General features: G+C 68.0%; 15 protein-coding genes. All 15 read right to left on the reverse strand.

The window, feature by feature from the left end:
- Positions 1-42: 42 nt before the first annotated feature.
- Positions 43-2,418 (reverse strand): MMPL family transporter, encoded by a 2,376-nt coding sequence (locus AC5P9N_RS11045; protein ID WP_099485141.1) that lies wholly within the window; start codon positions 2,416-2,418, stop codon positions 43-45.
- The gene (locus AC5P9N_RS11050) at positions 2,390-3,019 is read right to left on the reverse strand and encodes an outer membrane lipoprotein carrier protein LolA (protein WP_005411602.1); all 630 of its coding nucleotides are present in this window, start codon (positions 3,017-3,019) and stop codon (positions 2,390-2,392) included. Before AC5P9N_RS11050 ends, AC5P9N_RS11045 begins: the two co-directional genes overlap by 29 nt.
- Positions 3,016-3,447 (reverse strand): acyl-CoA thioesterase, encoded by a 432-nt coding sequence (locus AC5P9N_RS11055; RefSeq protein WP_005411603.1) that lies wholly within the window; start codon positions 3,445-3,447, stop codon positions 3,016-3,018. Before AC5P9N_RS11055 ends, AC5P9N_RS11050 begins: the two co-directional genes overlap by 4 nt.
- Complete coding sequence (locus AC5P9N_RS11060; RefSeq protein ID WP_005411604.1) at positions 3,434-4,984, reverse strand: HAL/PAL/TAL family ammonia-lyase; 1,551 nt, start codon at positions 4,982-4,984, stop codon at positions 3,434-3,436. The genes AC5P9N_RS11055 and AC5P9N_RS11060 overlap by 14 nt, the downstream gene beginning before the upstream one ends.
- Entirely contained in the window at positions 4,974-5,915 is a 942-nt protein-coding gene (locus AC5P9N_RS11065) for a lysophospholipid acyltransferase family protein (protein WP_099485142.1), read from the reverse strand. The genes AC5P9N_RS11060 and AC5P9N_RS11065 overlap by 11 nt, the downstream gene beginning before the upstream one ends.
- Position 5,916: 1 nt before the next feature.
- Positions 5,917-6,687, reverse strand: a complete 771-nt coding sequence (locus AC5P9N_RS11070; protein WP_099485143.1) for a glycosyltransferase family 2 protein — start codon at positions 6,685-6,687, stop codon at positions 5,917-5,919.
- Entirely contained in the window at positions 6,677-8,362 is a 1,686-nt protein-coding gene (locus AC5P9N_RS11075) for an ApeI family dehydratase (protein ID WP_099485144.1), read from the reverse strand. The genes AC5P9N_RS11070 and AC5P9N_RS11075 overlap by 11 nt, the downstream gene beginning before the upstream one ends.
- Complete coding sequence (locus tag AC5P9N_RS11080) at positions 8,355-8,906, reverse strand: COG4648 family protein (RefSeq protein WP_005414874.1); 552 nt, start codon at positions 8,904-8,906, stop codon at positions 8,355-8,357. The genes AC5P9N_RS11075 and AC5P9N_RS11080 overlap by 8 nt, the downstream gene beginning before the upstream one ends.
- A gap of 22 nt (positions 8,907-8,928) precedes the next feature.
- Entirely contained in the window at positions 8,929-9,186 is a 258-nt protein-coding gene (locus tag AC5P9N_RS11085; protein ID WP_005411609.1) for an acyl carrier protein, read from the reverse strand.
- A 17-nt stretch (positions 9,187-9,203) separates the two neighbouring features.
- A complete protein-coding gene (locus AC5P9N_RS11090) occupies positions 9,204-9,461 on the reverse strand; it encodes a phosphopantetheine-binding protein (RefSeq protein ID WP_005411610.1) in 258 nt (85 codons plus the stop codon).
- The gene (locus tag AC5P9N_RS11095; protein ID WP_005414875.1) at positions 9,448-10,245 is read right to left on the reverse strand and encodes a lysophospholipid acyltransferase family protein; all 798 of its coding nucleotides are present in this window, start codon (positions 10,243-10,245) and stop codon (positions 9,448-9,450) included. The genes AC5P9N_RS11090 and AC5P9N_RS11095 overlap by 14 nt, the downstream gene beginning before the upstream one ends.
- Positions 10,238-10,981, reverse strand: a complete 744-nt coding sequence (locus AC5P9N_RS11100) for a beta-ketoacyl synthase chain length factor (protein WP_043034440.1) — start codon at positions 10,979-10,981, stop codon at positions 10,238-10,240. The genes AC5P9N_RS11095 and AC5P9N_RS11100 overlap by 8 nt, the downstream gene beginning before the upstream one ends.
- 217 nt (positions 10,982-11,198) lie before the next feature.
- Positions 11,199-12,212, reverse strand: a complete 1,014-nt coding sequence (cydB, locus tag AC5P9N_RS11105) for a cytochrome d ubiquinol oxidase subunit II (RefSeq protein ID WP_005414876.1) — start codon at positions 12,210-12,212, stop codon at positions 11,199-11,201.
- Between the two features lies 1 nt (position 12,213).
- A complete protein-coding gene (locus tag AC5P9N_RS11110; protein ID WP_099485145.1) occupies positions 12,214-13,611 on the reverse strand; it encodes a cytochrome ubiquinol oxidase subunit I in 1,398 nt (465 codons plus the stop codon).
- Positions 13,612-13,777: 166 nt separating this feature from the next.
- On the reverse strand, positions 13,778-14,173 hold the full coding sequence (locus AC5P9N_RS11115) for a hypothetical protein (RefSeq protein ID WP_099485146.1): 396 nt from the start codon (positions 14,171-14,173) through the stop codon (positions 13,778-13,780).
- Position 14,174 lies beyond the last annotated feature (1 nt).

Genomic DNA, 14,174 nt, shown 5'->3' on the forward strand with positions numbered 1-14,174 from the left:
TTGTTGCTCGATCAGGGGAAAGAAGAAAAGCGGAAGGCGGACTCAGGCCGGCGGCAGGTCATGCGGTGGCGGCCGGAACAGTGGCGAGATCAGCCAGACCAGGCCGATGCCGAACAGCAGGGTCAGGCCGAACGCGCGCAGCGCCGGGGTCTGCGACAGGCCCAGCAGGCCGAACGACAGCCAGGTGCTGGCCGCACCCACGCAGACCGCCAGCCATGCGCTGGCATCGCCACGGTGTTCGATCAGGAAGATGCCGTAGTCGATGCCCATGCCCAGCAGCAGCATCAGCGCCAGCACGTTGAACAGCTGCAGCGGCTGGCCGAACAGGCCCAGCAGGCCCAGGGTCAGTGCGCCGGCAATCAGGGTGGGGGCAAATACGCGCCAGGCCTGGCGGCGGTAGCGCAGCCACAGCGCACCGAACACCAGTGCGATGCCGACCAGCAGCAGCCCGCCCATCAGCTTGCGGTAGTGGCCCAGCAGCTTGGAGAAATCGGAGGTGCGGTCTACCCAGCGCACGCCGGGCAGGCCTTCGGCGGCACCCTCCAGCGTGGCCAGGGCATCGGCGCGCGACAGGTCATCGACCATCACCACGCTGATCATCTGCCCACCGACTTCACCCACCCACAGGTGGCGGAACGGCTGCGAGGCCGGCGAGGCCAGGAAGGCTTCGGCGGTGAGCGGCGCGGCGGCGAACTGCGGTCGCTGCAGAGGCTCGCCCACCGCCTCGGACACGGCCGACAGCACGCCGGGTTCCACCTTCGCGGTCAGCGCAGCATCGGCCTGCTGGCGTGCCGGCGATGGCAGCCAATCGCTGATCGCGCGATAGCCGCCAATGCGCTTGTCGGTGGCCAATACACGCAGGCGCTCGGTCAGTGCTTCCTCGCGCTGCAGCAGCTGCGCCGCATCGGCGCCCTGCACCAGGTAGAACTGTGCCGGGCTGGGCATGCCCAGCAACTGGCTCAGGCGGATCTGCTGCGCCATCAACGCCGGCGGTGACGACTGCAGGCTGCGCAGGTCGTCGTTGCTCTGCAGGCGCACGATGCCGATGGCAGACAGTGCCAGCGCGACCACCACGAAGACCGTCACCGCGCGGCGGCCATGCAGCCGCGGGAAACGCTCCAGCGTATTGCCCAGCCACTGCGAGAAGCGGGTCTGGCGGATCTCGCCACCGTCGAGCCACGGGAACCAGAAGATCACCGTGAGGAAAGCTGCGGCCAGGCCCACCACCGAGAACAGTGCCATCTGGCGCAGGCCGGGGAACGGGGCCAGGCCCAATGCCAGGTAGGCCAGCGCACTGGTCAGCAGGGCCAGCCACAGGCCGGGCAGCAGATGCCGCAGCAGTTTCCAGCGACGATCGGCCGGTTCGGCCTGGCGCGAGGCGAACCAGTGAATGCCGTAATCCTCGGCCACACCCACCAGCGACGCACCAAACACCAGGGTCAGCACGTGCACCTTGCCGAACACCAGCACGGTCACCGCCAGCGCCACGCCACAGCCGATCAGCAGCGAGGCGGCCACCAGCAGGATCGGGCGCAGCGAGCGGAATGCCAGCCACACCAGCAGCAGCACCGCCGCCAGCGACCCCCAACCGATGGTGTTGATCTCCTGGTTGGCCCGCACCGCGGCGGCCTCGGCATGCAGCGGCACGCCGGCATGCAGGATTTCAAGCTCAGGCGCCGCCGCCGTGGCGGCCTGCCCGGCACGTTCCAGCAGGCCATCGAGGTGGCGCTCGCCATCCAGCTGGAACGCCGAGCCGGGCGTATCGAACTGCAGCACGGCCCAATGCCTGCCCTCGGCTTCAAGCAGGCCGTCATCGCCCAACCGCAGGCCCGAACCCTGCGCCTGCTGCTGCCACCACTGCGGCCACAGCGACAACGGATCCTGGCGCCATTCAGTCAATCGCGGCGCACCCATCGGGCCATACAGCGCAGCCAGCGCCTGCTCGGCCAACACGCCCGGTTCGCTGCCCAGCAACTGCTCGCGCTGGGCCGGTGTCAGCAGGCGGTCGCGGTACGGCGCGTAGAACGCGCGCGCCTCGTCAAACCAGCCTTCGATCGAGCCGCTGGGTACCAGCAAGGCGTGGTCGGCATCCTTGGCCATGGCCGCCGCAAAGGCCGCCTGCGCGCGCTTCGCAGCCGCGCTGTCCTTGCTGCCGAGCAGCACCACGACCTGCCGCGAACTGCCATCGGCAATGCGCCGGGTGACGTCGCTCAACAGGCGGTCGTGCGCATCCTGCGGCAGCAGGGCGAGGATGTCGGTGTCGATCCGCGATTGCTGGCTCCACAGCTGCCACTGCTGTGCGCCCAGCGCCAGCAGCACCAGCAGCCAGGCAATGCCCAGCCAGTGCCACCAGCGCCGCAACCGGTCCGGTGCGTTCGATGCCACGGCCTCACTCAAAGCGGCGGGCCTCGTCGGCATTGAGCGTGGCCGGCGCCTCGCTCAACGCGCTGAACTGGATCTGCGTGCGGTCCTTGTTGGCCTCGACGATCTCGACCTGGCGCACGTAGCGGTCGCCCTGCAGGGTCAGCGATTCGAAGGCCTTGGCCAGCATCGCCGACTTCGGCGTCAGGCGCAGCCGCCAGCCCTGCCCTTCACGGCTGGCTGCCACGTTGAACTGGCTGGACAGTGCCTGCACGTCGCCACTCATCAACGCGAACATGATCGCATTCACCGAACGCATCGCCGGCTGCTGCCGCGCGTCCAGTTCGACGCGGGTGCTGCCATCACGCTGCCGGCTGAGGATGCGATCGGCGGTGACCACTACTTCCGAGGGGAACGGCTTGAGCGTGGTCCAGATCACGCCGTGCTGGCGCGCGACCACGAACCGGCCCTGCGAGCGCAGCGGGTTCCTGAAGCCACTCACCTGCTTTTCCTGAGTGAACTGGCCACGCAGCACATCCGGCCGCGCCACCGCCTGGGTAATCGCATCGATGGCGGGGTCGGCCGCCTGCACCAGTGGTGCGGCCACCAGCAGCAGCGCGCACAGCAGCGCACGCGCGAAACGGTTCGCTCGGTTCATGGCGCCGGCACTCCCAGGCGTTCCCACAGTACCGGCGGGCACTGGTACAGCATTTCCTTGCTGGCCGCGTCCACCGCGACCTGGATGGTCATCGCCCGGGTCAGCACCTGGCCGCTTTCCGCATCGAGGATTTCGTACTCGATCTTCAGCCGGTTCTCCCATTCCACGATGCGCGCGACCACGCGCAGCGCCTGGTTGAACAGCAGCGGGCGCACGTACTTCACCCGCGCATCGACCACCGGCCACAGGTAGCCCGATTCGAGCATCTGCGGGTAGTCGTAGTCGTAGCGACCGAGCAGCGCGCAGCGCGCGATCTCGAAGTACTTGAAGTAGTTGCCATGCCAGACCACGTTCATCGGATCGCAGTCATGGAAGGCGGGGGTCAACGCAATCTCGCCAACCCGTTCAATGGCCTCATTCACCGGCATACAGCTCCCAACGTTGCGCGCGGATCTCCACCAGCAGTTCCCGCAGTTCGCGATCCAGCGCGCGGTCTTCCTCGACCAGGGCGATGCGTTGCCCCAGGTCGGCGTACATGTCGGCCAGACTGCCATGCAGCTGCGCATTCAGGCCAACCCGTTCACGCAGGGCCAAGCCCTGGCGCGCGGCGATCAGCATTGCCGCCACCACCTGTTCGGTCAGCTCGATCACGCGCAGGCAGTCGCGCGCGGCGATGGTGCCCATGCTGACCTTGTCCTGGTTGTGGCACTCGGTGGAACGCGAGAACACGCTGGCCGGCATGGTCTGCTTCAGCGCTTCGGCAGTCCAGGCCGACACGCTGATCTGCAGTGCCTTCAGGCCATGGTTGATGGCCGCGCGCGGACCGGTGGCCGCCGACAGGTTGGCCGGCAGGCCATGGTTGTAACGGGCGTCCACCACCAGCGCCAGCTGCCGGTCGAGCAGATCGGCAACGTTGGCCACGGTGTTCTTCAGGGTGTCCATCGCCAGCGCGATGTGGCCCCCGTAGAAGTGGCCGCCATGCAGGATGCGCTCGCCGTCGGCGTCGATCAGCGGGTTGTCGTTGGCGCTGTTCAGTTCGGTCTCGATCAGCTGGCGCAGGAACGGCAGGCTGTCCTCCAGCACGCCGATCACATGCGGTGCGCAGCGCAGCGAGTAGCGATCCTGCAGGCGCTGTTCATTGCGCGGCGGGCGCTCGCTGTGCAGGTCGCTGCGCAGGCGCGCGGCGATGCGGCCCTGGCCCGGGTGCGGCTTGGCGGCGAACAGGGTTTCGTCGAAGTGGTGCGCGTTGCCGTCGCTGGCCAGCACGTTGAACGCGGTCAGGCGCGTAGCCATGCGTGCCAGGTAGTCGGCGCGCTGCCAGGCCAGGCAGGCCAGGCCGGTCATCACCGCGGTGCCGTTCATGATCGCCAGGCCTTCCTTCGGCCGCAGCTTCAGCGGGGTCATGCCGATCTTCGCCAGCACGTCCGCCGCCGGCTGCACGCGGCCGTCGTGCAGTACCTCGCGCTCGCCGCACAGCACCGCCGCCACGTAGGACAGCGGCGTCAGGTCGCCACTGGCACCGACCGAGCCTTCGGCCGGAATCATCGGCAGCACGTCGTGCTGCAGCAGCGTGGCCAGGCCTTCCAGCAGCGGCAGGCTTACACCGGACATGCCGCGCACCAGAGAGGCCAGGCGCGCCGCCAGCACCGCACGGGTCTCGACCGGGTCCAGGTAACGGCCCAGGCCGCAGCCATGGTAGGTGTACAGGTGGTGCGGCAGTTCAGCCACCAGTGCCGGTGGGATGTTCACTGTGCACGAATCGCCATAGCCGGTGGTCACACCGTAGATCACGCCATCCTCGCGCAGCAGGCGGTCGAGGAAGTCGGCACCACGCTGGATGTGGGCGCGGAACGCCGGCGCGTCGCTCAGTGCGGCCTCGCACTGGCGCTGGGCCAGGGCAACCACGTCTTCGATGGTCAACGGTGCATCGCCAAAGCGGCACGCGGGTACGGCGTCAGTCGTCATGCGGAGCCTGATCCCAGAAGGGGAAGAAATTGAACCAGTCCAATGGGGACTGGATGACCTGGAGTTCCAGCCAGCGCGCGAAGCGCTGTGCCTGTTCGGCCAGTGCCGCATCGCGTGAGCCGCGCGGCAGCACGATGCGTTCGGCGAACTGTTCGAATGCCACGCGGTAGCCTTCGCCCTGGTGCAGGCAGGCCATGGTGTAGACCGGGCAGCCCAGTGCGGCGGCGAGCACATAGGCGCCGATCGGGAACGGGGCGCGGTGGCCAAGGAAATCGGCGGTGACGCTGCGTCCGCCCTGCACCGGCGTGCGGTCGCCGACGATGGCGACGAAGCCCCCCGCCGCGACGCGCTGGGCCAGCATCACTGCCGTGGCCGGGCCCATTTCGGTTACCTGCACCAGTTCCACCGCCGCCAGCGGGTCCAGCCGTTGCAGCAGGCGGTTGAAGCGCTGCGCATGCGCGGTGTGCACCAGCACGGTGATGCGGAACCCCGGCACCTGTTCGGCCAGCACCTGGCACAGTTCCAGGCAGCCGATGTGCGCGGTCAGGATCAGCCCGCCTTCGCGGCGCGCGATCTTGTCCAGCACCAGGTCGCGATGCAGGTGGATGCGTTCGGCCGGATAGCGCCCGCCCAGGCCGAGGATCTTGTCCAGCATCGTGTCGGCGAAGGCGAAGAAGTGGCGCAGGCTGTCGCGCCGGGTCGGCGCACGGCCCAGCACACCGCTGTGTGCCTGCAGGCGCTGGAGGTACTGCATGGAGGCCTGGCGGCCGACGCGGTTGCCCAGCCAGTGGCAGGCCACCACCGGCCACACGCACAGACGGAACGGCCAGCGCCCGAACCAACGGTGCACCCAGCACAGGAACAACACGCCGGCCACCGACGTCGATTCGCCGATGTCGGCCCAGTGCGGAGCGCCCTGCGCGGCCGCCATCTCAGCGCTGCCCCCGCAGGCGGCGCCACAGCAGGCGCGGTGCGCGCCAGAGCATGCCGAAGAACAGGCGGGTATGCATGCGGCTGATGCGCACGTTGTCACGCCACACATCGAAGTGCGACACGCCATCGGCGGGATAGGTCACCCGCGTGGCCAGGTGCTCGACCGGCAGCTGTCGCCAGTACAGGCGCACCATCACCTCGGTATCGAAATCCATGCGGCGGCCGATGGTCTCTTCACCGATCAGGCGCAGCACCGGCGGCAGCGGATACACGCGGAAGCCGCACATGGTGTCGCGCAGGTGCAGCGACAGCGTGTTGATCCAGACCCAGATGTGGGTCGCGTAGCGGCCATACAGGCGCGCCTTGGGAACACTGGCGTCGTAGGCCGGAATGCCGCAGATCACCGCACCCGGGTGCGCACGCGCCGCCTCGGCGAAACGCGGCAGGTCGGCGGTATCGTGCTGGCCGTCGGCATCGATCTGCAGCACGTGGCTGTAGCCACGCGCAGCGGCCTCGGCAAAGCCGGCCAGCATCGCCCCACCCTTGCCCTGGTTGATGTCCAGGCGCAGCAGGTCGACGCCCTGGCGCTGTGCCAGCGAACGCAGCACCGTCGCGCACGCTTCATGCGAGCCATCGTCGACCAGCAGGCACGGCAGGCCAGCGGCCTGCACGCCGTCGACCACCGCCGCGATGGCGTGCTCGTGGTCGTAGACGGGAATCACCACCAGTGGCGCGAACGCGGCACCGGCAACGGCCGGATCAGTCCGCATCGGCGAAAACCACCTTGCCGCTGGCATGCACACCGTGGCTGGAGGTGTAGCGGAAGGCCAGCACATTGCGCGTGGCATCCCAGTCCAGCTGCAGGGTCAGCTCATCGCCCGGGCGGGCCACGTGCTGGAACTTCACCGCATCCATGCGCAGGAATCCGGCCGGCATGCTGAACGCCTGGCGGCCAAAACGCACGGCCCAGTCCAGCTGCGCCACGCCGGGCAGGATCGCCGCCTGCGGGAAGTGGCCCTGGAACGGCCGCAGCGCCGGGTCGAGGGTCATGCGCAACGTAGCGTTGGCAGCATCGCGGTGAACCCAGACCGGCACCGGCATGAGCGGCTGGAACAGCGCCGCCAGTGCCGCCTGGGTGACCTTGCCCTGTGCATTGATCGGCAGCGCCTTCACCAGGCGCCAGCGGCGCGGCCGGGTGACCGCGTCATGCGCCTGTGCCAGGCGCGCGCCAAGGCGCTGGCCCAGCGCGCGGCGCGCGGCGTCACCGCCCTCCAGCAGCGCCAGGCTGGCCGGTACCACCACCGCTGCCAGCTGCTCACGGTGTCCCGGCAGGACCAGCACTCTCACATCGTCCACTTCGGTGTCTTCGCGCAGCGCGCGTTCCAGCGCATCCAGCGAAACGCGGCGCTCCTCGATCTTGACGATGCGGTCGGCGCGGCCCAGCAGGCGGAAGCGGCCATCGGCCAGGGCTTCGACACGGTCCTGGGTGCGCCACCAGTCGAGGGTTTCCAGATGCGCCGAGGCGACGGCCAGGCAGCCATCCTCGATGCGCCACTGCACGCCCGGCAACGGCTGCCACGGTGGCAGGTCGGTATCCCAGCGGCGCCAGGCGATACCCCCGGTTTCGCTGCTGCCGTAAACCTCGGTCGGTGCCACGCCCAGCCATTGCCGTACCTGGCGTGCGGCTTCTTCGGGCAGCGGGCCACCGGAGGAGAACACCGCGCGCAGGCGGCCGTGCAGGCTGGCCCAGTCGAGCTGCTCGGGCAGGCGCTTGAGGTGGGCTGGCGTCGCCACCAGCACCGTGTCGGTACCGGCCAGCGCGCCCACCAGGTCTTCGTGGAAGAACCGGCGCGGATGGATCAGGCGGCCGGCGGCCAGCGGCCACAGCACCCGGAACAGCAGGCCGTAGATGTGCTGGTGGGACACCGTGCCATGCACCTGCACGCCTTCCAGCTGCGCGCCGAACGCAGCCTGCAGCGCATCCACCTCGCGCGCCAGCTGGTCCATGCGCTTGTTGATCGCACTGGGCTGGCCCGTGCTGCCGGAGGTGAACACGCACAGCTCGCAGGCGCGCTCGTCCAGCACCTGCAGTTCGCCGTCCACGCCAACGGTGGGGGCAACCAGCGCTCGGTAGTCGGTGGAAACATCGCCGGCGAAACCGCTCACCTGTGGCCGCAACGCCTGCAGCGTGGCCGGCAGGTTGTCGGCAGCCAGGAACACCCGCTTGCCGGCATGCCAGGCGCCGAACAGCGCAGCAGCGAAGGCCACCGCATCATCGAAGTACAGGGCCCAGTCACGGCCATCGGCAGCAGCAAAGGCCGCACGCCAGGCCAGCACTCGCTGGCGGAAGCGGGCATGGTCGATCACCTCGCCATCGCACACGCCGATGCTGCGCTGCGGCTGCGGGTCCACCAGCAGCCGGTCCAGGGCAATCCACTCAGCCATGCGCGTGCGCTGCCTTGACCCGACGCCGCACCAGCCACTCACCTGCAAACAACACGCCCATCATCACGTACGCCAACAATCCGTTGTAGAGCATCCAGACCCGGTCCGACGCGTAAAGCGCGGTCAGCAGGGCCAGGCTGCCGTTGAGAACGAAGAAGCCACACCACACCTGGGTGACGCGGCGGGTATAGGCCACCGCGAACGCCGGCAGGTCCGGCTCCTGCAACCGCGCCAGGCGTTCCACCAGCGGCGGGCCGAAGCGCAGGCTGGTTCCGAACACCGCCAGCATCACCATGTTGACCAGCGCCGGATACAGCTTCAGCGGCAGGGCCTGGTTCAGCACGGTGGCCAACACGGCCAGCAGGCCGGTTCCCGCGGCGGCGGCCCACCACAGCGGCTGGCGCGTACTCAGCGCACGCAGCAGGGCCAGGGTGAACAGCAGCAGCGACAGCCAGCGTGGCTCGAAACGGCCCATCGCCAGGTACACCAGCACCGGGTAGGCCAGCGAGATCGCAGCCACCACGACCGTGCGTGCGCGTGCCATGGCGGAGCCGCCGGCGCTGCGGTCAGGCGGCTGCCTGGTCCGGCAGCAACCCATGCACGACATCGACGATGTCCTGCACGGTGCGCACGGCCTTGAACGCTTCCGGCTGCAGGTTGCGGCCCAGCAGCGGCTTGAGCTGCACGATCAGGTCGACCGCATCGATGCTGTCGATATCCAGGTCGTCGTACAGGCGTGCCTCGGGGGTGATCCGGGCGGTTTCGATCTCGAAGCTGTCGGTCAGGATGCTGACGATGCGTTCGAACAGTTCATTCTTGGTCATGGCAATTCCTGGCGCCGTTACGACTGGCGGGCGGCGACGAACTCGCCGAGCGCGCGCACGCTGGAGAAATGGCGACGGGTTTCTTCCGAATCGGCCGAGAGGCTGACACCGTACTTCTTCTGCAGCGCCAGGCCCAACTCCAGCGCGTCGATCGAATCCAGGCCGAGGCCCTCGACGAACAGCGGCGCGGTCGGATCGATGTCCTCCGGCGTGATGTCCTCCAGCGAAAGGGAGGAAATGATCAATTCCTTGATCTCGTGCTCAAGTGCTTGCACGGGGCGGCTCTCCAGACAGGTCGAAATAACGAGAAAGGTGCTCGGTAACGCGGCGTGCCGCCAAGGCATCCCCCCTTGGCGAGTCGTCTTCGGCCAAGAAAGGCGCGATCGGGATATCTTCGCCGATCTGCAGCCGAACGTGAAAGCGACGTGAGGGGACACGATACCACTTCTGTCCCTTGGTCAGGGTTGGCGGGCTGCAGGTGATCCGCACCGGGGTGACGTCGATGCGGCCCCGTACGGCGATGTTGGCGGCCCCGCGCTGCAGGCGCGGCGGCTGCCCGGGCACGCTGCGGGTGCCCTCCGGGAAGATGACCAGGGTGCCGCCGGCATGCACCGCGGCCACGCAGTCATCGACCAGGCCGGCGCCATCGTCATTGGAGATGTAGCCGGCGGCCCGTACCGGACCGCGCATGAACGGGTTGCAGGCCACGGCCCGCTTGACCACGCAGTCGGCGTTGGGAAGCAGCGAGATCAGGCAGACCACGTCGATCAGGGTCGGGTGGTTGGCCAGCACCAGCAGGCCGTCACGCTGCAGGCGTTCACCGCCCTCGATCTCGTAGGTCATCACCCCCAGCCCGCGCATCAGCCGCAGATGGCTGGCGAACGCGACCTGGACCACGCGCCGGGCGCGCCGGCGACGGGCCACCGGGTCCCGCATCAGCAGCAGTACCGGCATCACCAGGACGCCGAGCAGCAGCCCGCCCAGGCCAAACGCAACAAAGCTCAGGCCGGTGCCAAACACCCGCCAGGCGTGGTCGAGGCGGCGCGGCAGCTCACTCACGGCGGCCCCAGCGCCAGCGCTGGCCATGGGCCACGTGCTCCAGCGCTGGCGCGCCGGACAACAGGAAGCGATGCAGGTCCAGCGCATGCGGCAGCAGGCCGGGCACAGTGCTGGCCTGGCCGTCGGCCGGCTGCCACTGCAGCGCCAGCGTCGGCCGGCCCCCTGCTGGCGCGGTCAAACGCCAGCACCAGGCGAAGAACGGGTCGGGTTCGTCGGCGAACGTCGCGTAAACCTCCGGGAGCGGCGACTCGTAGACCACCACCCGTACCTCGCGGGCGCCATCGGCCAGCAGGCCGACGGCCTCCAGGCACGCGGCTTCGACCGTTGCCTGGCCAGCCGCCAATGCCAGGTAGTTGCCGCGATGGCCGCGGGCGATTGAATACAGCGCGGCGATCGCGTTGTGCACCGACAGGCCAAATCCGGTGGGCGACAACGGCTGGTCGCCGACCAGCGCCCCCAGCAGGTCCATCGAACGTGCGACGTCGCCATGGCGGCTGGCGAACACCAGCGGCACGTCGCTGTCGGCCCCCTGCCCGTCCTCGCACCAGCACGCGGTCTGGATCGCCATGCGGCCCAACCGCTCGATGCGACGGCGTTGCATTGCCGGAACCTCTGCCAGTGCCGGCGTATCCCCGCCGTGCGGCAGGTACGGCGCTTCGGCCCAGCCCAGCCACTGGCTACGCTCGCTCAGGCCGGGCGCCCACGCGGCCCAGTCGACGATGGAGAATTCAATCATTTAGCGTTGGTGCTTCAACGGGAGAACGATAGGCACGAGCCATTACGGCGACGCGCGGCGGCCCCCCATTCCTGCAGCCGTGCGTCCGTCCAGGACGTCGCCGGCTGCCCCCCTGGCTGCCGGAAAGGAGCGCACGCTAGCACGTCCCGCCCGGGGTGTGCAGGTTTCACATTCCCCAACACGGGGCCCGGCACCGGCGGGCCCCGCCTTCAACCCATCAGTGGTAACCGGTGTCGGCGTGCACCTTGCCGCGGAACACCCGGTACGACCACGCCGTATAGCCCAGGATGACCGGCAGCAGAATGACCAGCCCGACCAGGGTGAAGCCCAGCGAGGAGGCCGGCGCGGCGGCCTGCCACAGGGTCATCGACGGCGGCAGCAGGTACGGCCACATGCCCAGCACCAGGCCAAGGAAACCAAGCACGAACAGCGCCAGGCTGAGCAGGAACGGCGGCAGGTCGCGGCGCGGATGGGTCGCACTGCGCCACAGCGCGGCGGCCACCGCCAGGGTCAACAGCGGCACCGGCGACAGCCACCAGAAGTTGCCGTCGCTGAACCAGCGGGCCATCAGCCGCGAATCGAGGAACGGCAGCCAGCTGCTGACCAGGCCCATCGCTGCGATCACCGCCACCACCAGCGGCCGGGTCATCTGCCGTGCCAGCGCCTGCACGCGGCCTTCGGTCTTCAGGATCAGCCAGGTGCTGCCCAGCAGTGCATAGCCGGCCACCAGCGCAGCACCGGTCAGCATCGCGAACGGGCTGAACCAGGCGAACGGCCCGCCCTGATAGACACCGTCCACCAGCGGGATGCCCTGCACCAGGGTGCCGAGGATCACGCCCTGGGCAAACGTGGCCAGCAACGAACCGAGGCCGAACGCCACGCTCCACAGCCGGCGCGATCGATGCGCCTTGAAGCGGAACTCGAACGCCACGCCGCGGAACACCAGCGCCACCACCAGCAGCAGCACCGGCAGGTACAGCGCCGACAGCAGCACCGCATAGGCCTTCGGGAACGCCGCCAGCAGGCCGGCGCCACCCAGCACCAGCCAGGTCTCGTTGCCGTCCCAGATCGGCGCGGCGGTGTTCATCATCAGGTCCAGCTGTTCCTCGTCCTCGGCGAACGGGGCGAGGATGCCGATGCCGAGCACGAAACCGTCCAGCACCACGTACATCAGCACGCCGAAGCCGATCACCGCGAACCACGCCACCGGCAGCCAGGTCATCAGGTCCATGTCAGCGCTCCTCCAGCGGTTCGTCGGCCGCCGACAGCGGGCGTGCCGGGGTGTGGCTGCCGTGGTCCAGCGATGGCCCATCATCGTGCGGACGCGGTCCGTGGCGCAGGATCTTCACCAGGTACCAGATGCCCCAGCCGAACACGAAGGCATAGCCGACCACGTAGACACCCAGCGACAGCGCGGTCATCCACGCGCTCTGCGGGCCGACCGCATCAGCAGTGCGCAGCACGCCATGCACCACCCACGGCTGGCGGCCCATCTCGGTGACGAACCACCCGGACAGCAGCGCGATGAAGCCGCTGGGCAGCATCCAGTTCCAGCCGCGCAGCAGCCACGGCGAATCCAGCAGCTTCCTGCGCCACAACTGGAACGCCGACACCCAGGCCAGCAGCAGCATCAGCGTGCCCAGCCCGACCATGATCCGGAAGGCGAAGAACACCGGCGTCACCGGCGGCCGCTCGCTGGACTGTACCGAGGTGAGCGGGTCGAAGGTACCGTCCAGGCTGTGGGTGAGGATCACGCTGCCCAGCTTCGGAATGGCAACTTCGAAATCATTGCGCTCTTCCTTCTCGTTCGGCAGCGCGAACACCACCAGCGGTACGCCCTCGCCCTCCTTGGTTTCATGCCAGTGCGCTTCCATCGCCGCGATCTTCATCGGCTGGTGCTTGAGCGTGTTCAGGCCATGCATGTCGCCGACGAAAATCTGCACCGGCACGGTCAGTGCCGCGAACGCCACCGCTGCCACCAGCATGCGCCGGCCCGCTTCCACGTGCGTGCCCTTGCGCAGGTACCACGCGCCGACGCCACCGATCACGAAACAGGTGGTGATGAACGAACCCAGCGCCATGTGCGCCAGCCGGTACGGGAACGAAGGATTGAACACCACCTGCCACCAGTCCACCGGATGCACCACGCCGTTGACCATCTCGTAGCCGGCCGGCGTATGCAGCCAGCTGTTGGACGACAGGATCCAGAACGTGGAGAACAGCGTGCCCAGCGCCACCATGCAGGTGGACAGGAAATGCAGGCGCGGCGAGACGCGGCCCCAGCCGAACATCATCACGCCGAGGAAGCTGGCTTCCAGGAAGAACGCGGTCAGCACTTCGTAGGTCAGCAGCGGGCCGATGACCGTGCCGGCCACCTCGCTCAGCCGTGGCCAGTTGGTTCCGAACTGGAAGGCCATGACGATGCCGCTGACCACGCCCATGCCGAACGACACCGCGAAGATCTTCTGCCAGAAGAAATACAGCTCGCGCCACACGGGCAGCTTGGTGCGCAGCCAGCGCCATTCGATGAAGGCCAGCCAGCTGGCCGTGCCAATGGTGAAGGCGGGGAACAGCACATGGAAACTGATGACGAATCCGAACTGGATCCGGGACAACAACAACGCGTCCAAGGGACGCCTCCTGCCTGTGACCGGTGGGATACCGGACCACTTTAGGAGGATTTCGTTAAGACGGGATGCGACCGGGTGACGCGCTGCTTCACTTTGTCGCAGGGACCGGCCGGGGAAGTGATGAACCGTCCTCAGCGCTGGGGGCCATTGGCCCCCAGTCGATTCATCATTGACGATTCTCCAGCAGGTATCCCCTGATCGCGGGGTCCAATCGGACCCTCAACGCAATCTCCTCGATCTGCGCCTCACTTAAACGATAGTTCAAGTCAGCAGGCATCTTCTTGACGAGGGGGACACTTTTCGGATTGGCGATGAACCATACATAGCCTCTCGCAACCCCAGCACGTGGCAGCCCGATCACATCGGAATCGGTCCCATCGGCCATACGCTCTGCTATGAGGCTCTTCGTATGCTCGGAGTTTTCATAGCGTGCGTTCATTGCCTGCAGCAGGGAGTTCTCATACTTCGCTCCCAATTCATCGCTCTGCATGAATCGGAAGTAGCCGTAGACGAAGCCAAGCACGACCGCAGACAGGAGAACCGCCGTTGAGACTTTCCGCATA

This window comes from Stenotrophomonas sp. YJH_SMC_6, assembly GCF_059371335.1.